General features: G+C 49.8%; 24 protein-coding genes, 1 other RNA gene and 1 riboswitch. Of the genes, 24 read left to right on the plus strand and 1 reads right to left on the minus strand.

The features are described 5' to 3' along the window. Window positions 1-18: 18 nt before the first annotated feature. The 4 genes from BLQ36_RS05175 to BLQ36_RS05190 are packed head-to-tail and all read left to right on the plus strand — an operon-like array spanning window position 19 to window position 4,248. Window positions 19-999 (plus strand): biotin--[acetyl-CoA-carboxylase] ligase, encoded by a 981-nt coding sequence (locus tag BLQ36_RS05175; RefSeq protein WP_074514372.1) that lies wholly within the window; start codon window positions 19-21, stop codon window positions 997-999. Window positions 1,000-1,045: 46 nt separating this feature from the next. Next, window positions 1,046-1,861 (plus strand): type III pantothenate kinase, encoded by an 816-nt coding sequence (locus tag BLQ36_RS05180; protein ID WP_074514374.1) that lies wholly within the window; start codon window positions 1,046-1,048, stop codon window positions 1,859-1,861. Between the two features lie 2 nt (window positions 1,862-1,863). After that, window positions 1,864-2,820, plus strand: a complete 957-nt coding sequence (gene dusB, locus BLQ36_RS05185; RefSeq protein WP_074514517.1) for a tRNA dihydrouridine synthase DusB — start codon at window positions 1,864-1,866, stop codon at window positions 2,818-2,820. A gap of 42 nt (window positions 2,821-2,862) precedes the next feature. After that, on the plus strand, window positions 2,863-4,248 hold the full coding sequence (locus BLQ36_RS05190) for an aminopeptidase (RefSeq protein WP_074514375.1): 1,386 nt from the start codon (window positions 2,863-2,865) through the stop codon (window positions 4,246-4,248). 68 nt (window positions 4,249-4,316) lie between these two features. On the opposite strand, the gene deoD is transcribed toward BLQ36_RS05190, so the two are convergent. Beyond that, window positions 4,317-5,027 (minus strand): purine-nucleoside phosphorylase, encoded by a 711-nt coding sequence (gene deoD / locus BLQ36_RS05195; protein WP_074514377.1) that lies wholly within the window; start codon window positions 5,025-5,027, stop codon window positions 4,317-4,319. A 194-nt stretch (window positions 5,028-5,221) separates the two neighbouring features. Here deoD and rnpB point away from each other — a divergent pair. The 20 genes from rnpB to BLQ36_RS05295 all read left to right on the plus strand — a co-directional run bounded on the left by rnpB (window position 5,222) and on the right by BLQ36_RS05295 (window position 24,654). Further along, window positions 5,222-5,578: RNase P RNA component class A (gene rnpB / locus BLQ36_RS05200), an RNA gene on the plus strand. A 168-nt stretch (window positions 5,579-5,746) separates the two neighbouring features. Continuing rightward, a riboswitch (cyclic di-AMP (ydaO/yuaA leader) is annotated at window positions 5,747-5,894 on the plus strand. A gap of 18 nt (window positions 5,895-5,912) precedes the next feature. Further along, window positions 5,913-6,563 (plus strand): NlpC/P60 family protein, encoded by a 651-nt coding sequence (locus BLQ36_RS05205; RefSeq protein ID WP_173662983.1) that lies wholly within the window; start codon window positions 5,913-5,915, stop codon window positions 6,561-6,563. Between the two features lie 290 nt (window positions 6,564-6,853). Continuing rightward, entirely contained in the window at window positions 6,854-7,216 is a 363-nt protein-coding gene (gene folB, locus BLQ36_RS05210) for a dihydroneopterin aldolase (RefSeq protein ID WP_074514378.1), read from the plus strand. A 167-nt stretch (window positions 7,217-7,383) separates the two neighbouring features. After that, window positions 7,384-8,481 (plus strand): DNA-processing protein DprA, encoded by a 1,098-nt coding sequence (gene dprA / locus BLQ36_RS05215; protein WP_074514380.1) that lies wholly within the window; start codon window positions 7,384-7,386, stop codon window positions 8,479-8,481. Beyond that, window positions 8,444-10,726: a type I DNA topoisomerase gene (gene topA / locus BLQ36_RS05220; protein ID WP_074514381.1), complete on the plus strand. Its 2,283-nt coding sequence runs from the start codon at window positions 8,444-8,446 to the stop codon at window positions 10,724-10,726. The genes dprA and topA overlap by 38 nt, the downstream gene beginning before the upstream one ends. Then, on the plus strand, window positions 10,723-12,057 hold the full coding sequence (gene trmFO / locus BLQ36_RS05225; protein WP_074514383.1) for a methylenetetrahydrofolate--tRNA-(uracil(54)-C(5))-methyltransferase (FADH(2)-oxidizing) TrmFO: 1,335 nt from the start codon (window positions 10,723-10,725) through the stop codon (window positions 12,055-12,057). The genes topA and trmFO overlap by 4 nt, the downstream gene beginning before the upstream one ends. Window positions 12,058-12,061: 4 nt before the next feature. Then, a complete protein-coding gene (gene hslV, locus BLQ36_RS05230; protein ID WP_074514384.1) occupies window positions 12,062-12,604 on the plus strand; it encodes an ATP-dependent protease subunit HslV in 543 nt (180 codons plus the stop codon). Further along, window positions 12,604-13,995, plus strand: a complete 1,392-nt coding sequence (gene hslU / locus BLQ36_RS05235) for an ATP-dependent protease ATPase subunit HslU (protein ID WP_074514386.1) — start codon at window positions 12,604-12,606, stop codon at window positions 13,993-13,995. Before hslV ends, hslU begins: the two co-directional genes overlap by 1 nt. Before the next feature lie 202 nt (window positions 13,996-14,197). Beyond that, on the plus strand, window positions 14,198-14,974 hold the full coding sequence (gene codY, locus BLQ36_RS05240; protein ID WP_074514388.1) for a GTP-sensing pleiotropic transcriptional regulator CodY: 777 nt from the start codon (window positions 14,198-14,200) through the stop codon (window positions 14,972-14,974). 190 nt (window positions 14,975-15,164) lie between these two features. Beyond that, the gene (gene flgB / locus BLQ36_RS05245) at window positions 15,165-15,587 is read left to right on the plus strand and encodes a flagellar basal body rod protein FlgB (RefSeq protein WP_033169863.1); all 423 of its coding nucleotides are present in this window, start codon (window positions 15,165-15,167) and stop codon (window positions 15,585-15,587) included. Window positions 15,588-15,612: 25 nt separating this feature from the next. Continuing rightward, complete coding sequence (flgC, locus tag BLQ36_RS05250) at window positions 15,613-16,062, plus strand: flagellar basal body rod protein FlgC (protein WP_074514390.1); 450 nt, start codon at window positions 15,613-15,615, stop codon at window positions 16,060-16,062. Window positions 16,063-16,103: 41 nt separating this feature from the next. Continuing rightward, on the plus strand, window positions 16,104-16,406 hold the full coding sequence (fliE, locus tag BLQ36_RS05255) for a flagellar hook-basal body complex protein FliE (protein ID WP_033169864.1): 303 nt from the start codon (window positions 16,104-16,106) through the stop codon (window positions 16,404-16,406). A 46-nt stretch (window positions 16,407-16,452) separates the two neighbouring features. After that, window positions 16,453-18,042 (plus strand): flagellar basal-body MS-ring/collar protein FliF, encoded by a 1,590-nt coding sequence (fliF, locus tag BLQ36_RS05260; protein ID WP_074514395.1) that lies wholly within the window; start codon window positions 16,453-16,455, stop codon window positions 18,040-18,042. Beyond that, complete coding sequence (fliG, locus tag BLQ36_RS05265) at window positions 18,043-19,071, plus strand: flagellar motor switch protein FliG (RefSeq protein ID WP_143558676.1); 1,029 nt, start codon at window positions 18,043-18,045, stop codon at window positions 19,069-19,071. After that, complete coding sequence (locus BLQ36_RS05270; protein WP_074514397.1) at window positions 19,064-19,849, plus strand: FliH/SctL family protein; 786 nt, start codon at window positions 19,064-19,066, stop codon at window positions 19,847-19,849. Before fliG ends, BLQ36_RS05270 begins: the two co-directional genes overlap by 8 nt. After that, the gene (gene fliI / locus BLQ36_RS05275) at window positions 19,846-21,183 is read left to right on the plus strand and encodes a flagellar protein export ATPase FliI (RefSeq protein ID WP_074514401.1); all 1,338 of its coding nucleotides are present in this window, start codon (window positions 19,846-19,848) and stop codon (window positions 21,181-21,183) included. Before BLQ36_RS05270 ends, fliI begins: the two co-directional genes overlap by 4 nt. 5 nt (window positions 21,184-21,188) lie before the next feature. Then, a complete protein-coding gene (fliJ, locus tag BLQ36_RS05280; RefSeq protein WP_074514403.1) occupies window positions 21,189-21,653 on the plus strand; it encodes a flagellar export protein FliJ in 465 nt (154 codons plus the stop codon). Further along, the gene (locus BLQ36_RS05285) at window positions 21,650-22,324 is read left to right on the plus strand and encodes a lytic transglycosylase domain-containing protein (RefSeq protein ID WP_074514405.1); all 675 of its coding nucleotides are present in this window, start codon (window positions 21,650-21,652) and stop codon (window positions 22,322-22,324) included. The genes fliJ and BLQ36_RS05285 overlap by 4 nt, the downstream gene beginning before the upstream one ends. 47 nt (window positions 22,325-22,371) lie before the next feature. After that, window positions 22,372-22,995, plus strand: a complete 624-nt coding sequence (locus tag BLQ36_RS05290; protein WP_074514406.1) for a MotE family protein — start codon at window positions 22,372-22,374, stop codon at window positions 22,993-22,995. 108 nt (window positions 22,996-23,103) lie between these two features. Continuing rightward, the gene (locus BLQ36_RS05295; RefSeq protein ID WP_074514408.1) at window positions 23,104-24,654 is read left to right on the plus strand and encodes a flagellar hook-length control protein FliK; all 1,551 of its coding nucleotides are present in this window, start codon (window positions 23,104-23,106) and stop codon (window positions 24,652-24,654) included. Window positions 24,655-24,660: the final 6 nt, after the last annotated feature.

Here is a 24,660-nt window from a genome sequence, read left to right on the forward strand (position 1 = left end):
AGCAAAGGAGGGTTTCCATTGCGGACTGAGATTCTTGATATTTTGCGCCGTGCTGGCGAACAGTATATTTCCGGAGAAGAGATGGCAAACCGTCTCGGTGTATCCCGGACGGCAATATGGAAGCATATCCGAGAGCTGCGTGAGGAAGGATATGAAATTGTCAGTCATTCCCGGAGCGGGTATTCCCTGCGGGAGGCACCGGATAGGCTCTTGCCCAATGAAATTCGGCATGGGCTCAAAACCCGCTGTATCGGACGCGATATTTATTTTAAGGAAATACTGGATTCCACCAATACCTGGGCGAAACATTTGGCAGCAGATGGCGCTTTGGACGGCACGATTGTGGTAACGGAGCAGCAGACTGGCGGCAAAGGCCGATTGGAGCGCAAATTCTTTTCGCCGGCAGGCAAGGGAATTTGGTTTTCCGTAATCCTGCGCCCACCCTTTATGCCCCAGGAAGCGCCTAAGTGCACGCTGATGGCGGCAGTAGCGGTGGCCATGGCAATGGAGAAGTTCGGCCTGGAGGCTGGCATCAAATGGCCCAATGACATTTTGTTTGCAAACAGGAAAATGGTGGGAATCTTGACGGAAATGAGTGCGGAAATGGACCGCATCAATTACGTTGTCATTGGAATCGGCATTAACGTGAATATCCTGCCGAAGGATTTCCCGGAAGATATTCGGGATATTGCAACCTCGCTGCAGGTGGCCAACCACGGGGAGAAAATTCCCCGCGTGAAGTTTTTCCAAGTATTATTGGAATCCATGGACAAATTGTATGATGAGGTACTGGCCAAGGGCTTTGAGCCGGTTATGGAGGCCTGGCGGAAGTATTCGATTACCCTGGGGCAGGAAGTTCGCGTAATCGGTGTTCGTGATGGCGAAGAATATGTGGGGACTGCGGTAGACATCGATGAAGATGGAGCGCTGCTGGTGGATGCGGCAGATGGCCGTCACCGGGTGCTGGCAGGCGATGTATCCATTCGACCCCGTAAGTAGGAGAAGACCATGCAGACAGGTCTGCATGATTGGAGGAGGAACCCTTTTGTTATTAGTTTTTGATATTGGCAACAGCAATATTGTCATGGGAACCTATGAAGGCAAGAAGCTGGTCAAACATTGGCGGATTTCGACAGACCGCCAGAAGACTGGCGACGAGTATGGCATGCTCATGAACGACTTGTTTAATTATCAGGGAATCCGCATGACGGATATCCATGCAATCATTATTTCGTCCGTTGTTCCGCCATTGGTGGTTCCCATGGTGAAAATGTGTGAGCGCTATTTTCATATCCGCCCGCTGGTGGTGGGCCCGGGGATCAAGACGGGAATCAAGCTGCATTATGAAAACCCTCGGGCAATAGGTGCCGACCGAATTGTCAATGTAGTCGGCGCCTATGAACAATATGGCGGCCCGTTAATTGTCATCGATATCGGCACGGCCACTACCTTCGATGTCGTTGGCGATGAAGGCGATTTCCTCGGCGGCGTAATTGCGCCGGGCATTGGAACCAGTGCTGATGCGCTGTTTCAGCGGGCGGCGCAGCTGCCACGCATTGAGCTGGTACCGCCCAAGCAGATTATTTGCCGCAATACCATCCAGGGCATGCAGGCGGGCATCATCTTTGGCTATGTCGGCCAAATTGATGAGATTGTGCGCCGTATCAAGGGGGAGTATGGCAAGGAAATGAAGGTAATCGCCACGGGCGGTCTATCCCGCATGATTGCCAAAGAATCCTCCACCATTGATAAGGTGGACCATTTCCTGACCCTTACGGGATTGCAGGCCCTTTATGAGCGCAATGCTGATCGCCGTGAGGGCCGCAGTGCCGACCATCTGCAGAAGGAGACTGAGGCATGAGCATGAATATCGGATCCTTCCATTTTGAAGTGCCGGTATTTCTGGCTCCTATGGCAGGGGTGACGGATACCGCTTATCGCATCATCGCTCATGATATGGGGTGTCCCCTTTGCTACGCGGAGATGGTCAGCAGTCAGGGAATCCACTTCCGCAATGAGCGCACGCTGGAGATGTTAAAGACTGAGCTGGCGGAGCGTCCCATTGCCATGCAGATTTTTGCCAACACGCCGGAAATGGCGGCTGAGGCAGCTAAGTATGTGGAAGATTTGGGGACGGCGGACATTCTCGATTTTAATATGGGGTGTCCTGCCCCCAAGATTGTAAAAAATGGCGAGGGGTCGGCACTGATGCGCGAGCCTCAGAAGGCCTTTGCGATTCTGTCCGCCATTCGCAAGGCAATTAAGATGCCTTTTACCGTCAAAATGCGCAAAGGCTGGGACGAAGAGCATGTCAATGTCCTAGAAATGGCCAAGCTGGCTGAAGAGGCCGGGGTTGATGCGATTGCTGTCCATGGCCGTACTCGGGAGCAGTTTTATCGGGATAATGCGGATTGGGAGATTATCGCAAAGGTAAAGCAAAGCGTTAACATACCGGTTATTGCCAATGGCGATGTACGCAGTTGCAATGACCTTAAGAAAATTTTGGAAGTTACCGGTGCCGATGGCGTGATGGTGGGCCGGGCAGCCCAGGGCAACCCCTGGATATTCAAACAGCTTACCCATTATTGGCAGACGGGGGAGATGCTGCTGGGGCCGACCATGAGGGAACGGGCAGAAGTGATTATCCGCCATCTTGACCTGCTATTGAAGTATAAAGGCGATTACGTTGGGCCTAGGGAGATGCGCAAGCATGCTACCTGGTATACGCGGGGCATAACCCATGGGGCTGTGCTGCGTGACCGATTTAACAAGGCGGAATCGCGACAGGATTTTTTGGATATCCTTGAAGAATTCTTTTAACGACAGTTTCGCAAAGCTAGGTGAAACAAAGGGAGTAATAATATGGCAGAAGAAAAGAAATCCGTATGGAGTCAGTACAGCAAGAAAGAAAAACAAGAACTGGAGAACCTTAACCAGGGATATCGCGAATTTTTGAGCAAGTGCAAGACGGAGCGCGAAAGCGTGATCGAGGCGGTAAAACAGGCAGAGGCTGCTGGTTATCGGGATCTTTTTGCAGTGGTAAAAAATGGCGAAAAGCTTTCCGCTGGCGACAAGGTATACGCCGTCAATATGAAGAAGGCTTTGGTGCTGTTCAATATTGGTGAAGAGCCGTTGGAGCAGGGCATGAATATCCTCGGCGCTCATATCGATACCTGCCGTTTGGATGTGAAGCAGAACCCCCTTTATGAGGATGGCGGGCTGGCTTACCTCGATACCCATTACTATGGCGGTATTAAGAAATACCAGTGGGTTACCCAGCCCCTGGCCCTTCATGGTGTGGTGGCCAAGAAGGACGGCCGCGTTATCGATATCTGTATTGGTGAGGATGAGGCAGACCCGGTATTCTGCGTTACGGACCTTTTGATTCATCTTTCCCAGGAGCAGATGAAAAAAAATGCCGCTAAAGTTGTGGAAGGGGAAGACTTGGACATCCTCGTCGGCAATTATCCACTGAAAAAGGACGATAAGGAATCGGTAAAAGAAGGCGTCTTAAAGCTTATCAAAGATAAGTACGATATTGAGGAAGAGGATTTCCGGTCAGCGGAACTGGCTTTAGTGCCGGCTGGCAAGGCCCGGGAACTTGGCTTTGACCGCAGCATGACGCTGGCGTATGGGCAGGATGACCGCGTGTGTGCCTATACATCGCTGGTGGCAATGTTGGCAACGGGCAGAATGCGCCGCACTGCCTGCTGTCTGTTGGTAGACAAAGAAGAAATCGGCAGTGTGGGTGCCACGGGAATGCAGTCCCGCTTCTTCGAGAATGTAGTGGCAGAGCTGCTAAATGCCTGTGGGGCTTACAGTGACCTCGCCTTGCGCCGTACCCTGGCAAATTGCAAAATGCTTTCCTCGGATGTTTCGAGTGCATATGATGCCTTGTATGCTAGCGCCTACGACAAGAAGAATGTTTCCTATCTTGGCAAGGGAATGGTGTTCAATAAGTTCACTGGGGCACGCGGCAAGTCCGGTTCTAACGATGCTAATGCAGAGTATTTGGCAGAACTTCGCCGCATTATGGACGACCATAATGTCCATTATCAGCTGGCCGAACTGGGCAAAGTCGACTTGGGCGGCGGCGGTACCATTGCCTATATCATGAGCCTTTATGGCATGCAGGTTATTGACAGCGGCGTTGGTGTTATGAGTATGCACGCGCCTTGGGAGGCTACCAGCAAGGTGGATGTCTACGAAGCCTGCAAGGGCTATACGGCTTTTTTGCAGAATGCCTGACGCAAAAAGAACCGCTATTCGCATTAGCGAATAGCGGTTCTTTTTTATGAAGCAGAAAGCCAAAGAGCTTAGTCTTCAATTGCCGTTTCGAGGGCAATTTTAATCATATCATTGAAGGAAGTCTGACGTTCCTCAGCCGAGCAAGCTTCGCCCGTCAGCAGATGGTCGCTGACCGTGAAGAGAGCCAGAGCCTGAACATGGGCTTCAGCAGCCAGCGTGTAGAGTGCAGCTGCTTCCATTTCAACAGCCAGGATGCCGTATTTGCGGAGCTTTTCGTTGTCGATTTCATCGTCGTAGAAACGGTCTACGGAGATGATGTTGCCGACCGTTGCATGCAGATTCAGCTTCTTCGTGTTTTCCACAGCCTTCGAGAGAAGGTCGAAATCTGCCAGCGGTGCGTAGTTGATGGAGCCGCCAAAGATGTTCTTGATGATGGAAGAATCCGTGCTGGCGCCCTGGGCAATCAAAACGTCACGGAGTTTGACATCCGGGTGCATACCACCGCAGGTACCGACGCGGAACAGTTTCTTGACACCGAAGGAATGGATGAGTTCGTGAGTGTAGATGGAAATGGATGGAATGCCCATGCCAGTACCCTGAACGGAAACAGGAACTCCCTTGTAAGTACCAGTGAAGCCGAGGATGTTGCGGACAGAAGTATACTGTTTGGGGTTATCAAGGAAATTTTCCGCAATGAATTTTGCACGCAGCGGATCGCCCGGCAGCAGGATGCGCTCAGCGATATCGCCTTTTTCTGCGCCAATATGAGGTGTAGCCATGATGTTTTCCTTCTTTCTGAAATCAATTCTGAAAAGTTAAAACTTATAGGACAATTATAAAAAAAAATAAGAAATAAGAAAAGGGCAAATGTCCCTATTTCATTATAGCAGGATTAAAATTATACCGCAACGTGGGGATTAGTACCTGATTTGACAAAGACGTGCTAATTGTGTTATAATGTGCAACGTTGATATAAGTTGTCAAGACAATCGCGGCTGCCTCTTGAAGGCAGATGAGGAAAGTCCGGGCTCCATAGGGCAGTGTGCTGGATAACGTCCAGCGAGGGTGACCTTAGGGATAGTGCCATAGAGATTTAGACCGCCTGCTTGTCAGGTAAGGGTGGAAAGGTGCGGTAAGAGCGCACCAGCAGTCAGGTGACTGGCTGGCTTGGGTAAACCCCACACGGAGCAAGACCAAATAGGGAAGGGATGATGCGGCCCGCGGAACCTTCCGGGTTGAGTCGCTTGAGCCGGCAGGCAACTGCCGTGCCTAGATAAATGATTGTCACCGCGCAAGCGGAACAAAACTCGGCTTATTGATTGCTTATAGCAACGTGAGATGAATATTGTGGCTGTCAGTGATGACAGCCAATTTTCATGTCTGCCAGCTTTCTGAAAAGAAGCTGAAAAAGTAAGCCGGATTAAGAACGATTAAGAAAAACATTAGTAACAAGAAGGAATAATGCGGTTTTTGCCGTATTATATAAATTGGGTCCTTACATAAGAATAAGCCGAATCCAGCCCAGGAGCGGGGGAACCAGATTTTTTGGGGCGAACGTCAGACTCATGGCAGCATGATACTGAAGCGGGTGGTCTTCTCTACCCGAGCCCGGCAGCTAACCTCGTAGGCGAATAGAGAGAGGAGTTGGCTTTTTGAGTAAAGCAATGCGCGTATTTGCGCTATCCATGATCCTTATGTGCTGGTTTTCCGTATGCGGGGCTTCGGCATTCCGCGTAGGCGATCAGGGCACCGATGTAGCAGAGATTCAGGGACAATTGGTCCGTCTCGGCTACGATGTATCAGCTGATGGTGACTTTGGTCCGGCCACGGCTGAAGCTGTAAAGGCATTTCAGAGTTCTCACGGGATGAATGCGGATGGACAGGTGGGTTCCACGACCTACACGGCACTGCTGGGCAAGACGATGCCGGCAGTATCCCATGGTTCCAACTACATCAAGCGTACGGTCATCGACGAATCGATGCAGTATCTTGGCGTTCCGTATGTGTTCGGTGGCACCACTCCGAATGGCTTTGACTGCTCTGGTTACGTTCAGTATGTCTTTGCACACGCTGGCATTTCTCTGCCGCGTACGGCAGATGTCCAGTATGAGGCTGGTTCGTATGTTTCTGACAGCGAACTTATGCCAGGTGACCTGGTATTTTTTTCGACGTATGAACCGGGAGCATCTCACGTAGGCATCTACCTGGGTGACCGCAAGTTCATCAATGCGTCGTCTAGCCGCGGTGTCAGTGTAGCGTCGCTGGATAGCTCTTATTGGGGCTCCTGCTACATTGGTGCTCGCCGGGTAATGTGATTATGACCAGTCTTTTGGGAGAGGTATAGACCTCTCCAATTTTTTTACCGATTTTACGTTGGAGGTGTTGGAATGGGCGATTTGTTTTTGCTGTTATTGATTTTTTTGATGGCAGCCTATGCCTTTTGGGATGAACTTTTTACGCAATGACTTAGAAATATTCGGAAATATTCTGGAAACAGGCAGGATTTTTGCCAAGGGTCACGAATTAAGGTAAGCAGAAGCAATGAGAACTTTTGTAAGTTGCAAGATGTAAAAAATGGTATCATTTAAAATGAGGAGTGACTACGATGGCAAAGGTTAGAATCCACAATATGATGTTCTACGGCTTTCATGGTGTTTATGAGTATGAGCGCGAGCAGGGCCAGAAATTCTATGTCGACATTGAGATTGAGACAAAAGATGACCGTATGGCGGAAACGGACGATGTCAAAGACGGTGTTGACCCAGCTGCTATTTACGATATTGTCAAGGATGTAACGGAGAATAAGCGATTCCAGATGTTAGGGGCGTTGTCAGCACATATTGGGGATAAATTGTTGGCGAAATATCCGCACTTCCATACGGTGACGGCGCGGATTCGCAAACCGTCGGTTCCTATTTCTGGTCCTATCGATTATGTTGAAGTCGAAACAACGCGTGTTCAGGGATAAAATGGACCTGTTGGGCCATCAGCCGAATATTGGCTGATGGCCTTTTATACTGTTTGAAATTCGATACACCTATCTAAAATTTTTATGAAATTGTTGGGGAAAGTGTTGCATTCAACATAAATTTTCGCTAAGATAAACAAATGTATAGGTCTAAGGATGGCGATAAGATGAAATCCGAGGATAGCTATTATTTGGCGGCGTTAGCACGCTGCCGCGGCTTAGGCAGCCGAAATATCCAAAAACTGTTGGAGAAGTTTCCCTCTGCGGCTTCGATTTGGCAGGCGCCTTTGGAAGCATTGTGCTTAGAAGGGGGACTGTCTTCCCATCGGGTGCAGAACTTGGCAGTTTTTCGGAAAGAGAATCCAGCATTGCCGGAGCAGCTGGCGGAACAATGCCAACGATTGGGGATAAATCTTTGCTCCATAATCCAGAGCGAATATCCTAATATATTGAAGGAAATCTTTGATCCGCCGGTGGTTCTGTACTATCGTGGCCTTTGGCAGCCAGCGGCTGAACGCGTCGCTATGGTGGGGGCTAGGCGCTTCACCCCTTATGGTGAGGGCATTGCTTTGGAGTTCGGAAGGCAACTGGCAGCGGCTGGTCTAACGGTAGTCAGTGGTGCCGCTAGAGGCATCGATACGGCCTCCCATAAAGGCGCCTTGAAAGCGGGCAGGACGGTGGCCGTGCTGGGCTGTGGCGTGGACGTTGCCTATCCCGCGGAAAACAAACGGCTTCTGCGGGAGATTCCCGAAAGGGGTGGTGTAGTTCTGTCGGAATATGGACCGGGAACGAATCCTCTGCCGATTTTCTTCCCCGCCCGGAACCGCATAATAAGCGGATTATCCAAGGGAACGCTGGTGGTGGAAGCTGCTAGGCATTCGGGTTCGCTGATTACAGCCGAGCTTTCCCTCTCGGAGGGCCGAGATGTGTTTGCGATTCCTGGCAGTATTTATTCTACCACTAGTCAAGGCTGTAATCACTTGATTCAACAGGGAGCCAAGTTGGTACAAGAACCGGCGGATATTCTTGTGGAATACGGAATAGCCGCGCCACCCAAGCAAAAGATAAGACGGCAGTTTACGCCGGAGGAACGGCAGATTTGGCAGGTTTTGTCTTTTGAACATCCGTTGACTATTGATGAAATATTCGATAGTCTGCCTAACGGAGAAATGTCGAATCTGGCTTTTTTGCTCCTGCAAATGGAGCTTAAAGGTTTTGTTATAGAGAATGAGCTGCATGCCTATAGGCGTGCTGAGAGGGAGTGATGGTTTGACTGCAACAGCAACGAAAACCAAGACAAAAGCAAAGGCGAAAGCAAAATCCAAAGTTAAAAAGACCTTGGTTATCGTAGAGTCGCCAGCTAAGGCAAAGACGATTGAAAAATATCTTGGCCGCAAATATATGGTACGAGCCTCTATGGGGCATCTGCGGGATTTGCCGAAGAGTCAGTTTGGTATTGATGTCGACAATGACTTTGCGCCCAAATACATAAATATCCGCGGTAAAGGCGACCTCATCAAGGCACTCAAGAAGGATGCCAAGAACGCCGATAAAGTGTATCTCGCAAGCGACCCTGATCGCGAGGGAGAGGCTATCGCCTGGCATCTTTCCTATATTCTGGGGTTAGATCCAGAGGAAGACTGCCGCATTGTCTTTAATGAAATTACGAAGCCGGCCATTCAGGATGCTGTCAAGCACCCACGCTCCATCAACATCGACCAGGTGGATGCCCAGCAGGCACGGCGTATGTTGGACCGAATTGTGGGTTATAAGCTTTCGCCGCTCCTTTGGCGCAAAGTTCGCAAGGGGCTGTCGGCAGGACGCGTGCAGTCAGTTACAGTAAAACTCATTTGCGACCGGGAAAAGGAAATACAGGCCTTTGATTCCGTGGAATACTGGACGGTGGGCCTAAAATTGCGCAAAGAGAAATCGGCGATGTTTGATGCGGAACTCACCCAGGTTGACGGCAAAAAACTGGACCTTCATAACGAAAGAGAAACCAAGGAACTGCTCCTTGATTTTAATAAACAGGAGCTTAAGGTAGAGGCCGTGAAGAAAAGTGAGCGTCGCCGTAAACCATCGGCGCCCTTTACCACCAGTTCCCTGCAGCAGGATGCGGCCCGCAAGCTGGGCTTTACTTCCCGCAAAACCATGATGCTGGCCCAGCAGCTCTATGAAGGCATCGAATTGGGCCGCCATGGCGCAACGGGTCTTATCACGTACATGCGTACCGATTCGACCCGCCTTTCCGACCTGGCTCAGAATGATGCTCGCGCCTTTATCGGCGAGCAGTACGGCGAGGCCTTCGTTCCGCCAAAGCCAAATGTTTATTCTGCTGGGAAAAAGGCCCAGGATGCTCACGAGGCCATTCGTCCCACCAATGTTACGCTGACGCCGGAGGCAATCGAAAAATTCTTAAATAAGGACCAGCTCAAATTATATACGCTGATTTGGCAGCGTTTCACGGCAAGCCAGATGACGGCTGCTGTCTACGATACGATGAGCATTTCCATTAAGGCGGGAGAACGCTATACGGTCCGGGCAGCTGGCTCGAAATTGAAATTTGCCGGCTTTACGGCTGTTTACGCTGGGGCTGATTCCACCAAAAAGGAGAAAGATGTGGTGCTTCCGGAACTGGCGGAAGGCGATATTTTGAATACGGCGAAAACCCTTCCCCAGCAGCACTTCACGGAACCGCCACCGCGCTATAATGATGCCTCCCTGGTAAAGACGTTGGAGGAAAAAGAAATCGGACGTCCGAGTACCTATGCCCCGATTATCGAGACGATTCAGGCGCGTGGTTATGTGCAGCGCATCGATAAGCATTTCCAGCCGACGGAATTAGGTTTTGTGGTAGTGGATATGCTCGAAGAGTATTTCAAGAATATCGTCGATGTAAAATTTACAGCCAATCTGGAAAATGAGTTGGATGAAATCGCTGAGGGAAAGGTGGAGAAGAACAACCTCCTGCGGGAGTTCTATGGCCCCTTTGAGACAACGCTGGAAAAAGCCGATGAAGCCATCGGTCATGTTGAGCTTCCTGTGGAAGTTTCGGACGTGAAATGCGAACTCTGTGGCCGGATGATGGTGGTAAAGCAGGGAAGATTTGGCAAGTTCCTGGCATGCCCCGGCTTTCCGGAATGCCGCAATACCAAACCATTGCTGGTAGACACAGGGGTTAAGTGCCCCAAATGCGGTGGCGCCATCGTAGAGCGCAAGACTCGCCGCGGCCGGAATTTTTACGGCTGCAAGAATTATCCGGAATGTGATTACACGACTTGGGACCAGCCGCAGAAGGAGACTTGTCCGAAATGTGGTGCGTTTATGCTGAAACATCACTATAAAAACGGGCGGGCCCTGCTTTATTGCAGCAACGATGCTTGTGAGACTCGTATTGATCACCCCATCAACAAGGAATTGGATAAGATGCGTCAACGGGCAGAAGCAAAAAAAGCTCGTGATGCGGAGAAAGCAGCTAAGGTTGCGAAAGAGGAAAAGAATAAGGAATGAAAAAAGTTATCATCATAGGAGCTGGCTTGGCTGGCTCCGAAGCTGCCTGGCAGGCGGCGGAACTTGGTGCAGAGGTAACCCTTTATGAAATGCGGCCGGTTAAATCGACGCCCGCCCATAAGACTGCGGGTTTTGCCGAACTCGTTTGCAGCAATTCCTTGCGTGGAGCAGGGCTTGAGAATGCCGTAGGCGTTCTCAAGGAAGAAATGCGCCGGCTCCATTCGATTATCATGGAGGCAGCAGATGCCACGAAGGTTCCCGCTGGTGGTGCCCTGGCCGTTGACCGTCATGGTTTTAGTGACTATGTGACGAAAAAGGTGTCAGAGCATCCGCGGATTACCGTAATTCACGAAGAGTTGGAGCGCATTCCGCTGTCGGAGGATGCGATAACAGTCGTGGCCAGCGGCCCGCTGACGGATGGAAAATTGGCGGAAGATGTGGCTGCCCGTACGGGCAATGATTCGCTGTATTTCTACGATGCCGCGGCACCGATTGTCAGCCTCGATTCCGTCGATATGAGCAAGGCTTATCGCGCTTCCCGTTACGGAAAAGGAGAGGCGGCTTATATCAACTGTCCCATGACGAAGGAAGAGTATGAGGCCTTCTGGACGGAGTTGGTAAATGCCGAAAAGGCGCCGACGAAGGATTTTGAAAAGGAGAAGTTTTTCGAAGGCTGCATGCCGGTGGAGGTTATGGCCAGCCGTGGGAAAGACACCCTGCTATACGGTCCCCTCAAACCGGTGGGATTGGAGCATCCGGAGACAGGTGTCCGGCCCTATGCGGTGGTTCAGCTGCGGCAGGATAATGCCAGTGCGACGCTGTATAACATCGTTGGCTTCCAGACTCATTTGAAGTGGCCGGAACAGCGCCGGGTATTTGGTATGATTCCAGGTTTGGAACACGCCGAATTTTTGCGCTATGGTGTCATGCACCGTAATACCTTCTTGAATTCCCCGCAGCACATGCGCCCAACTCTGCAACTTCGTGGGGAGGATTCCCTGCTCTTTGCCGGTCAGATGACTGGGGTGGAGGGCTATATCGAGTCTGCATCATCTGGTCTAATTGCTGGCGTCAATGCTGCACGGCTGGCCATGGGGAAAGAGCCGTTGGTATTCCCTGCTGAAAGTTGTCATGGGGCATTGTGCCACTATATAACGACTAGTGAGGCGAAACATTTCCAGCCCATGAATGTGAATTTTGGCATCCTGCCAGAAATCGACATGCGTAATGAAAATGGCAAATACATCAAAGATAAAAAGCTGAAAAAACAGCGTCTGGCTGAGCGGGCTTTGAACGCGATTGAAATGTTTAAGGATAAGATTGGAGAGTAATGCCATGGAGACACAATTTCATGCCACGACAATCTGTGCGGTTCGTAAAAATGGCAAGACAGCCATTGCCGGTGATGGACAGGTTACCTTTGGGGAGCACACCATCATGAAGGCCAATGCCCGGAAGGTGCGCCGTCTTTACCACAATAAGATTCTGGCTGGGTTTGCCGGTTCGGTGGCAGATGCCTTCACCCTGTTTGAGAAATTCGAGGCGAAGCTGGAGTCCTATAATGGCAATTTACAGCGAGCGGCTGTAGAATTGGCAAAAGAATGGCGAACGGACAAGGTGCTTCGCAAGTTAGAAGCTTTGCTGCTGGTAGCAGATCAGGACACGATGCTGATGCTGTCGGGCAATGGGGAAGTCATTGAACCAGATGGTGATGTGGCGGCGATTGGGTCTGGCGGATTTTATGCCTTATCGGCCGGCCGGGCCATGGTCAAACACACCGACATGAGTGCAGGTGAGATTGCCAAGGAAGCGTTGTCAATTGCAGCGGATATCTGTGTCTACACGAATCATAATATTAAAGTGGAGGAACTGGACTAATGGAAGAAATTGGTGTAAATGAACAGACTCCGCGCCAAATCGTGGAAGAACTCAACAAATATATCGTTGGACAGGACGAGGCGAAGCGATCAGTAGCAATCGCCCTGCGCAATCGTTGGCGCAGCCGGCAGCTGTCTGCTGATATGAAGGAAGAAGTCATTCCGAAGAACATACTGATGATTGGCTCGACTGGTGTGGGAAAAACGGAAATCGCCCGTCGGCTGGCGAAATTGGTACGGGCGCCATTCATCAAGGTGGAGGCAACCAAATTTACGGAAGTCGGTTATGTGGGCCGTGATGTCGAATCCATGATTCGGGATTTGGCTGAGACTGCTGTACGGATGGTTCGCCAACAGCGTATTGAAGCAGTTCAGGAAAAGGCAACGGAATTGGCCGAAGAACGGATTCTCGATGTATTCGTTCCGGAGCAGAAGAAATCCCAGAATCCTCTAGGAAGGCTTTTTGGCGTCGAGGAAGAGGCAACGGTAGAGCCTCAGCCGGAACCGAAGTATCAGGCCGGAAGAGAATGGGTTCGCAAGCGTCTGGAAAATGGTGAGCTTGAACAGGAGATTATTGAGATTGATGTGGAAGAATCTGGCAAGCCAATGGTGGGCATGTTTGCAGGTTCTAGTCTCGAGGGGATGGGGGATAACCTTCAGGATATGATTGGCAATCTCATGCCAAAGCGCCATAAAAAACGCAAGGTAACCGTGGAACAGGCCAGGAAGATTTTCACCCAAGAGGAAGCCAACCGCCTGATTGATATGGAAGCCGTGGCGGATGAAGCCATTAAAGTAGCAGAACACAGCGGCATTGTTTTCCTGGATGAAATTGATAAAGTTGCCGTCAAGGGAAATTCCTCGGGAGCCGATGTATCCCGTGAAGGTGTTCAGCGGGATATTTTGCCAATCGTTGAAGGTTCAACGGTTATGACGAAATACGGCCCGCTAAAGACGGATCACGTGCTTTTTATTGCAGCAGGTGCTTTTCATATGGCCAAGCCTTCGGATCTCATTCCTGAATTGCAGGGGCGTTTCCCCATTCGCGTAGAACTCAAATCCCTGCGCAAAGAGGATTTTGAAAAGATCCTCACCGAACCGCGCAATGCTTTACTTAAGCAGTATGAAGCACTCCTAGAGACAGAGGGGGTGAGCTTGTCCTTTGCGCCGGATGCGATCTCTCGGTTGGCTCAGCTGGCTTGTGATGTCAATGATCAGGCAGAGGATATTGGTGCTCGCCGCCTGCACACTCTGCTGGAAAAACTGTTGGAGGAGATAAGCTTTTCCGCCCCAGAACTAGAGGAGAAACAGGTTGTCATAGATGCTGCCTATGTGGATAAGCAGCTTTCGGATATCGTGGTGAACCGTGATCTGTCGCAATTCATCCTGTAAGGGATATGGTTTACGAAACTAAGGACCTGAGACTCAGGTCCTTAGTTTCTGCGCTGGGGAATATTTCGAAAATTTAATTAAAAATATTGTTCAGCATCTATGATTATTTTGAAAAATGTGATAAAATAACCTTAATAATGCGATGGTTACTTTATTGAACGGATATTGTGTATCGGAATATTTTGAAAAGGAGAAAATTTAAATGGCATCATTACTGGAAAAAACAAGAAAAATCAACCGTCTGCTCCAGCGTTCGGAAAATGTTGAGTACGATGGTATTTCCCGTGTTCTCAGCAATGTATTGGGGGCAAATGTCTATATCACCAACCGCAAGGGAAAAATTTTTGGCTATGCTTTTGTCGATGATTTCGAGTGCGATTTGATGGTGGATAAGGTCATCAACCAGGGAGAGTTTCCAAAGCATTATGTGAATTGGCTTATCCGCATGGATGAGACGAATGCAAATCTTCGTTCCAAAACGGGTATGTGTGCCTACGAAGAAAATACGAAATGCATGTTTAACGGCAAGAATACGACGATTGTCCCGATTTATGGTGTTGGTGAACGTATTGGTACGCTGATTGTGGCAAAATACGATGAGGAGTTTACCGATGATGACCTGCTCCTTTGCGAGTATGGTGCCACGGTGGTTGGCATGGAGATGCTTCGCGACCATGCGGAGAAAATCGAAATCGAGGCACGGAAGAAGGCAACGGTTCAGATTGCCCTCAATACGCTTTCCTTCTCGGAGCGTAAAGCTGCCATTGCAATCCTGTCGGCACTTCAGGACACGGAAGGCTATCTTGTGGCATCGAAAATCGCCGACAAGGTTCGGATTACCCGTTCCGTTATCGTTAATGCACTGCGCAAATTCGAGTCGGCAGGCGTAATTACCTCGAAATCGCTGGGTATGAAGGGAACATATATTAAAGTTCTCAACGAATATCTCTTAGATGAAGTTCAGAAAATGAAAGATTAAGGTCTTTTCCGTAGAAGGCTGGTACAAAAATGTATCAGCCTTTTTATTTTTGGCAAAAAAATGAGAGAGCCTACTTCTAAAAAGAAGAAAAAAATGATAAAATTTGAAGGAGTTGCAGGGGTTATGTAGAAAATAAATAAAAGGTAACTATGAACGGGTGCTAAAATCCGAGAGAGGATGTGATTCTGGAATGCTGGAACAAATCATGAATTCGCCGAACTTCGACTATCTGGGCCGTGGCCTTCAGGCTGCAAATTTGCGCCACGAAGTCATCAGTAATAACATCGCTAACGTCAATACGCCGAACTTTAAGAGGAGTGCGGTAAATTTTGAAGACTTGCTGGCAAAAGAAATGCATCTGGGAGACAGCAGCAGACGCGTACAGATGGTACGCACCCATGACCGTCATCTGCCCATGGCGATGCCGGGGAAGGTTCATGCTGTCATCGAAGAGGATGGCACGACGACCATGCGCGTGGATAACAACAACGTGGATATTGATATTGAAATGGCAAGCCTTGCCAAAAACCAGCTCTATTACAACGCGATGTCCACCGAGCTGGGGAGCTTTATGACGAAGATGAAGAACGTTATTACCAGCGGTCAGAGTTGATGATGGGAGATAGAGGAGAAACTTTATGAGCATGTTCTTGGGAATCGATGCAGCAGCATCGGGACTTACAGCCGAGCGCCTTCGTATGGATGTTATTTCCAATAATATTGCGAATGCCAATACAACAAGAACTCAGGAAGGCGGTGCATATCACCGCCGTTATGTGGTTTTTGAGCCGCGTGCGAAGTCGGGAAATAGTTTTTCCAGTTTTCTGCAGCGTTCGGTCAATAAACTCGAAGCAGGGGATGGCGTTCGTGCCGTCAGCATTGGTACAGACGACACTCAGGGGCCTTTGGTATATGACCCCGGCCATCCGGATGCGAATGCCCAAGGGTATGTGGAACGCCCAAACGTCAATATCGTGGCCGAAATGGTTGATATGATTACGGCTTCCCGTGCCTACGAGGCGAATACGACGACAATCAATGCTGCTAAGTCCATGGTAACAAAGGCATTAGAGATGGGCAGCAAATAAGCAGAAATTCTTATGATATCGGCTTTTGAAAGGACAGAGCTATGGATATACAAGCATTGCAAATGACACCGGTGTCGATGCACGCCAACAGTCATTTAGGGGAGACCCAGCCAAAAGAAGAAGTAAAAGGCTTTGGAGAGTATTTGAAGGATGCTTTGAAGAAGACCAACGAACTCCAGCTGGATTCGGACCGGCAGAATGCATTGCTGGCGGCTGGACAAATTGATGACGTTGCACAGGTGGTTATTGCCAGCCAGAAGGCTGACATTGCCCTGCAGCTCACCCTTCAGCTTCGGAATCGTGCGATTTCAGCTTATCAGGAAATCATGCGGATGCAGGTATAATTTTTATAGCAGATTTAGACAGAATTGACTTGAAGGGATTGAGATCATGGGAGATTGGAAAGAGCGGTATAAGAACCTGTGGGCCAGGTTCAGCAAACGCCAGCGCTATATCATGCTGGGGTCCGCTTTGGCTATTCTCGTTGCTATCATTGGCCTGAGTGCCTGGTATGGCAATAAGCCGGATATGGTTCCTCTGTTTACCAATATGGAAGCAAAGGATGCCGGTGAAGTAGCGGCTAAATTAAAAGAATCAAAAATTAATTACGAAGTGCAGGAAACGAAGCAGGGAACAACTATCCTGGTTCCGTCCAAGAATGTTCATGATGCTCGCTTGGATTTGGCTTCTCAGGGCTTGCCGCGCGGCAACAAAGGCTTTGAGATTTTCGATGACAGCAAACTCGGTGTTACCGAATTCCAGAATAAGGTCAATTTCCTTCAGGCACTTCAGGGGGAACTGACCCGTACGATTGAGCAGATTGAAGCAGTCGAAAAAGCTCGGGTTCATATCGTTCTTCCAGAAGACAGTCTTTACAAGAAGAATGAGAAACCGGCAACGGCATCGATTATGCTTCGTCTCAAACCCCAGGCTGAGCTCAGCAAAAAAGAAATCAAGGGCATTGTCAATTTGGCAGCCAATAGTATCCAGGGCTTAAAGCCGGAGAACATTACCATCGTTGATGATACAGGCAAGATTCTCAACGACCCGGATGAAAACGAAGAAAACAGCGTTGGGGCAAAGACCATGACGCAGTTGGATATGACCAAGAAGGTTCAGGATAATATCCAGAAGAGCATTCAGACACTTTTGGACCAGTCGCTAGGTGAAGGCCGTGCTTTTGCCCGGGTAAATGTCGAGCTGGACTTTGACGACCGTACGACGGACAAACAGACCTTCACGCCAGTAGTGGACGATTCCGGTATTATTCGCAGTCAGCAGGATGTTAGTGAGTCCTATAATGGCACTTCGACCCAGCCGGGCGGTGCCGCTGGTGTTCAGTCGAATGTTCCGGGGTATGTTGCCCAGAATGGGAATTCCAATGCAGAGTATTCCAAAAAGGAATCGACGAAAAACTACGAAATCAATGAGGAAAAGTCGAAAGTCGTGGCTGCGCCAGGTTCGATTCGCCGTTTGAATGTAGCTGTGCTGGTCAATGATGATGTCAATGCAACCCAGCAGGACAGCATCATGCGTACGGTAAGCAGCGCCGCTGGTATCAATCAGGATCGTGGTGACACGATTTCCGTTGAGCCACTGCCGTTCAGTACGGAGCTTAGAGACCGCCGGGCTGCGGAAGAACAGGCCGCCAAGGATCGTGAAGACCGCATTTTCTACATGCAGATTGCTGCCGCATTGTTGGTTTTGGCACTGATTGTTGGTGCTATCATGATGCGTCGCCGCAAGAAACAGCAGGAACTTGCCGCACTCGAAGAGCAGAGACGTCTCGAAGAGGAGGAGAAGGCACGTTTGGCAGCAGAGAGGGCAGAACGCGTGGATGCTGGCGAAGTTGGCGAAGAAGAGCTTACCGAAGAGGAGCAGCGTCATCTTACCGAGAAGCAGACGTTGCAGCAGCTCATCGATCAGAAGCCGGCCGAAGTGGCTATGCTTATCAAGACTTGGCTTTCGGAGGATGAATAAATGGCATTTGATATGTATGGAGACAGTGAGCCGGAACTTTCCAATCAGGAGAAAGTTGCGATACTGTTCATAGCACTTGGACCAGAGTATTCGGCCAAGTTGTTCCAGCATCTTGATGATGAAGAAATTGAAAAAATAACACTGGAAATTGCCAATCACAAGCAGGTCAGCGCTGAACAGAAAGCTGCCGTAATCAGCGAGTTTTATCAAATGGCGATGGCCAAGGATTATATATCCAGTGGTGGTTTGGAGTATGCTCAGAATGTCCTCGAGAAGGCACTGGGGTCCGAAAAGGCGATGGATATTATCAATCGCCTCACGACGAGTCTGCAGGTTCGTCCTTTCGACTTCCTACGCAAGACCGATCCGTCACAGCTTATGAACTTTATCCAGAACGAGCATCCCCAGACCATTGCGCTAATCATGGCGTATTTGGATCCGGATCAGGCGGCAACCGTTTTAGGTTCGCTGTCTCCGGATGCTCAGGCTGATGTTGCAAAGCGCATTGCGCAGATGGACCGGACTTCTCCGGATATTATCCGCGAGGTCGAGCGTGTGTTGGAGCGTAAGCTCTCAACACTGGTTACGCAGGACTTCACTTCTGCAGGTGGTGTCAAGGCTATTGTTGAGGTACTCAACCGCGTCGACCGCACCACCGAGAAGTCCATTATCGAAACCCTCGAAGTGGACAATCCGGAGCTGGCCGAAGAAATCAAGCGGCTCATGTTCGTATTCGAGGATATCGTTCAGCTGGACGACCGTTCCTTGCAGATGGTACTTCGCGAGGTGGATACGAAGGATTTGTCGCTGGCTCTCAAGGCTACGCCTCAGGAAGTTGCCGACAAAGTCTACAAGAATATGTCGAAGCGTGCTGCCGACATGCTGCGTGAGGAAATCGAGTTCATGGGGCCGGTCAAGATCCGCGATGTCGAAGAAGCACAGCAGAAGGTCGTCAATGTCATCCGCACGTTGGAGGACAAGGGCGAGATTGTTGTTTCGCGTGGACAGGGAGACGAGATGATTGTCTAAGGTTATCAAAGCCGCTGTATGGAAAGACAACCCTCATTTTATCGATACGCCGGAGCCACCTAAACAGGAGTCTGTGGCAGATATGACGATGGACGATGAGGCCCGCGCCCATATAATGGCTGAAATTGCTCGAAAAGAGCAGCGGGCCTCAGAGATGCTCAAAGATGCCAAGATAAACGCCGAGATAATCAAGCAGGAGGCGCAGGCTGAGCGTGAACGGCTGTTGGCAGAAGCACAACAGGAAATCGAAGCGCTCAAGGAGCAGGCTCAGCAGGCAGGCCGTCGAGAAGGCTATGAGGCTGGCCATGACGAAGGGGAGCAAAAAGTCCGCGAAGAGATGGCCGAAATCATTCGCCAGGCAAATGCCAAGGCTGAAAAAACCCTGTCGGATGCGCATAAAGCTTCGCGGGATTATGTACAGCAGGCAGAACAGGATATAATTACCATTGCCATGAGTGTGGTCGATAAGGTACTGCCACAGCATTTTATCGATGTACCGCAGGTCGTTCTGCCCATGGTGAAGGATGCCATTCTCAAAGTTAAAAATCAAAAGGAGCTTATCGTTCACGTTCCACCGGATAGTTATGATTTGGTGTTAATGGCCCGTGAGGAGTTCCGGACGATTTTGACTTATGGTGATGCTGTGCTGACCGTTACGTCGGATGAAAGCTTGAAACCAGGTGATTGCCTTATCGAGACGCCAAATGGCAGTGTCGATGCTCGCCTGGCAACAAGGATAGAACTTTTGAAACAAGCGGTACGGGATGTAATGCTATGAGTGAAGAGAGCGGCAAGAGCTTCCAATTAAATATTACCAAATTCACCGAGGCGGTAAGAAACTGTCCCTCTATGAAACTTACGGGGAAGGTTACCCAGGTTATTGGACTGGTTATTGAGTCGCAAGGCCCGACAGTCAGTGTTGGTGAGCTTTGTTATGTTCATTCGCGGCTGGCAGATGTGGCCCCTATTCCCGCAGAGGTAGTTGGCTTCCGGGAAGGTTATGTTATGTTGATGCCCGTCGGTGAAATGCAGGGGATTGGGCCTGGATGTGAAGTGGTATCGGCTCAGAAGATGCTAAATGTCAAGGTAGGTCCGGAGCTCTTGGGAAGAGTGCTGGATGGTTTGGGAAATCCCATGGACGACAAGGGACCGTTGCTCTGCCGGGAGGAATATCCTCTGCAGGCAGACCCACCGGCACCCCTTAGCCGGCCCCGCATTCACGAGAATCTTTATGTGGGTGTCCGGGCCATTGATGGCTTGATAACAATGGGGGAAGGACAGCGAATTGGCATTATGGCTGGTTCCGGTGTCGGCAAATCCACGTTGTTATCCATGATAGCCCGCAACACCGAGGCGGATATCAGTGTTATCGCCTTGGTGGGGGAGCGTGGTCGCGAGGTTCGAGATTTCATTGAACGTGACCTGGGCGAAGAGGGCATGAAGCGGTCGGTAGTGGTAGTAGCTACCTCAGACCAGCCAGCCCTGGTACGCATCAAAGGGGCTATGACGGCCACGGCTATTGCTGAATACTTCCGCGATCAGGGTCGGAAGGTCATTTTGATGATGGACTCGGTAACGCGTTTTGCCATGGCTCAGCGTGAAGTAGGACTTACCATTGGTGAGCCGCCGGCTACCCGTGGTTATACGCCGTCGGTATTTGCCATGCTGCCGCGGCTCTTGGAACGGGCTGGCACCAGTGAGCGTGGCTCCATTACAGGAATCTATACGGTTCTGGTTGATGGTGATGATATGAATGAACCGATTGCCGATGCAGTTCGAAGCATTTTGGATGGTCATATCGTTTTGAGCCGCAATATTGCCGCTCAGAATCATTTCCCGGCCATTGATATCATGCCCAGCGTCAGCCGTGTCATGAATGAAGTGGTATCACCGGAACATTTGAAGGCTGCTCAGCAGATGCGGCAGCTGATGGCAGTTTATCGCGACGCGGAAGATTTGATTCACATTGGTGCGTATGTTAAAGGATCCAGTGCGAAGATTGATGAAGCGATTGCCAAAATCGATTCCATTAACGATTTTCTATGTCAGGGAATCTTTGAAGTAGACTCGTATGAGGATACCGAGAATAAGCTGATAGGAATATCCGGGTGAGATGAATGAAGAAGTTCAAATTCCAACTGGAAACGCTGCTGAAAGTCACCCGCATGAAAAAAGAAGATGCGGAAGTTGCCTTTGCAGAAGCATCCCGAAAAGTTGAAGAGGCCCGTGGGGCGTTGGATGGACTATTGAAGGAAATGCAGCAGGGGCAGCAAGAATATGAGGCGCTATCCACGGAGGGCACGAAAGTGACCGTGGGACGACTGATGACCTTTAACAGTTTTTTTGCCTGGAAGCGTGAGCAGATTGAAATGCAGCAGGGAATCCTTCTGCAGATGCGAAACGAGCGGCAGAAGAAACTGAAGGAACTCATGGACGTCATGAGTTATCTGAAGAGCATTGAGCAGTTGAAGGAGAAACGGCTTCAGGAATACAAGGAAGAAGCAATGCAGGAGGAGCAGAAAATGCTCGATGAGATTGGCCTGCAGTTGACCATGAGAAGGAAAGCGGGGGAAGCTTTATGATAAACTTATCAGGGGTAAGAGCGGTACAAGCCCGGATTGCACAACTCCAGGAACGATTCGGAATGCCAAGAGGGGTTCCAGGGATGGATTTTCAGAATACCCTCAAGAAGGAGATTCAGAAGACTGAGCAGGCGGATAAGGCGCAGACAGCTTCAACGGCAGTTATACCGGCCAAGAAAAATCAGGCTGTGCCCTCCTATTCCCCCATAACATCCAGTGGCAAGGCACGGAATTATGTTTCGTCGTCGTCGAAGAATTCCTACCCATCTTATTCGGTAAACCAGAGTCTTCCCTTGGCGGATCAGAGCTTGTCGACGCTGATTGATGAGGCAGCGCGCAAGTATAATGTGGACCCGAAATTGGTGGCTGCGGTGGCAGAAGTTGAATCTGGCGGTAATCAAGATGAAACCTCTTCGGCTGGGGCAATTGGTGTTATGCAGCTTATGCCGGATACGGCAGCTGCATTGGGGGTCAACCCATACGACAAGAAATCCAACATTGAGGGCGGTGCCAAGTACCTCCGTCAGATGCTGGATACCTTTGATGGGGATATCCGCAAGGCAGTAGCTGCCTATAATGCTGGGCCAAACGCTGTAAAGAACTATGGTGGGATTCCTCCATACCGCGAGACACAGAATTACGTTAACAAGGTGCTGGATATCTATCGTTAATCGCGAATGGATGAACAGTGGAATTATAGATAAAGGCAGGTAATATAATGGCAGATGAACAGCCAAAGAAAAAAGGAAAGAAAATAGCAAAGCTGCTGCTGATGCTCTTCCTGTTGCTGGTACTTATTATCGGTGGCTTTGTTCTGGGCATCTATCTGCGGCTATTTGATACGCAGGAAGCCAATGAAAAACTTGGCCTTTACAAATTACCAGTAATCGGTCAGTATTTTGTAAAACCGGCTCCTTCTCAAAATGAGATGGAAAATACGCCGGTGGAAGATGTCAAGCCCAATAAGGATGATAAGAAACAGTCCAAGAAGATAACGATTTCTAAGAAGGAAATCGAGAAGCAGATGAAAGAGCGCGAGGCAGCTGAAAAAAAACGCGTATCCAAACTAGCGCGGTTGTATAACGAAATGAAGCCGCGTGATGCTGCTGAGGCGATGGATGCCCTGGATGACGATCTTTGCATTGCGATTCTTCAGCGTATGGATGAGGGCAATGCTGCCAAGGTGATGGCAGAATTTGAAGCATCCAAAACAGCCCGCCTGACGCAAATTATGTATGAGGGCACTCAGAAGAAAATGAGTACGGAAGAGGACGTTCGCAAGATGCTAGAAGAACAGCAGAACAAAGCGAACAGTGAAAATTCCGAGGGAAATAATCCATAAATAGTTATCCTTCCTTGTATAAGGAAGGATTTTTTTTGTTTATAGCGAAATTTAATTTAAGAGATTGCAGATTCTCAACGATAGATACTATGTAAGGAGGTGAAATGTGTGGAGACAAAGAATTTGATGGCCGTTGTGCCTCAGGCAGCACCTAATGTATCGGGAAAGAAGAGCACCTTGGCTGCAGATAAAGATGCCAACCAGGATTCCTTCGGTGAGGCATTGGAAAAAATCGACAAGGACGTTCAGAATGCTATAACCAAGGCAGTCGTTGATAATTCCCAGGAAAGCGCAGCAGATAATGGCGATGTCATGGATGAAGCGCCAAAAGATCCGCTGGCAGCAGTGATTGCGGCAAGTCAGCAGTTGGCAGCTATAACGCCAGAACAGGGAGAGCTGGCGATGCCACAGTCGGATATGCCGGTAGTGGAGCTGGACTTTTCAGAAGAAGCGCAGGCGGAACTGGTGGCCCCAGTACAGAAGCAGGCGCCGAAGGCAGTGGAGCTGCAGAGTCTTATCCCGCAGTCAGAAGAAGAGGGGCTTAAAAATCGGGACTTTTTGGCAATGCTGTCGGGACAGCAGCTGAAAAGCAAACCGGCTCCGCAAGGGGGCGCCGATAACGCTGGCAACGCACCCGTTCAGCCAATGCAGCCGACAACCAATTTGGAGGCACAACTCCTTAGTGTTAAGCAGGGAGGACAACAGCCGTTAAACTTGCCGAACCAAGCTTCCGTTTTGGAAAACTTGACGGGACAGCCGAATTTGCAGGAAGCAGCTGCTGAGAATCTGGCAGTTGGTGACCTGCGTGCGCCGCAACAGGTGCTGGCAGTATCACAGCTAGCCACCGCCGAAAAGGATTCCCAGCCGATATCGAAACTCCTTCCGGATGTGACCGTTTCGGTGGAGAATGAAGCAGTTCCGGCACCGATCCACATGGATGCCAAACAGGCTATGATGCAGCAGGGAGAGCAGAACCCGCAAAATCAGCAGGGAAAACAGCAGGAAGCTGTTGAGATAAATGTAGCTAATAGTGGCAAGATGGTTCAGCAGCTGGCTGAAGAGGCAGTGGGAGATAAGCCTCAGGCGCAAACTGCTGCCAATGGGAATACTCAGACGGTTAGCCCCTTCCAGCAGCAGTTGCAGGAAACCCTTACGGGGACGGCAGCGCCGGCTGACGTACAGAAAGTACAGCAGCCCCAGGCAGACTTTGACATTCCTCGACAGATTGTTGACCAGGCCCGCTTGATTCGCCGAGCAGCGGATACGCAAATGGTAATCAAGCTGAATCCGGAACATCTGGGCGAACTTACGCTGAAGGTTTCGGTTACCCAGAATGGTTCCGTTAATGCATCTTTCCACAGCGATAATGCACAAGTTCGTGCAGTCATCGAAAATTCCCTTGTTCAGCTCCGTCAGGAGTTAAACAATCAGGGACTTAAAGTGGACAGTGTGGAAGTTTATGCTGGTCTGGCTGATGGACAGCTTCCACAAGACCAGGGACAGCAGGCTTGGCAGAATCAGCAGGGAAATCATAGCGGCAATGTTCGAATCCTTTCCATGGATGCAGAGGATTATGCCGATGAGGCGGATAACCTTTCGGCAGCAGCTATTCAGGGAGCTGCTGCAAACGCTACGGATGGCGTAGATTATCGCATTTAAAGATAG

Source organism: Selenomonas sp. WCT3 (assembly GCA_900100835.1).
GTDB lineage: Bacteria > Bacillota > Negativicutes > Selenomonadales > Selenomonadaceae > Selenomonas_A > Selenomonas_A ruminantium_E.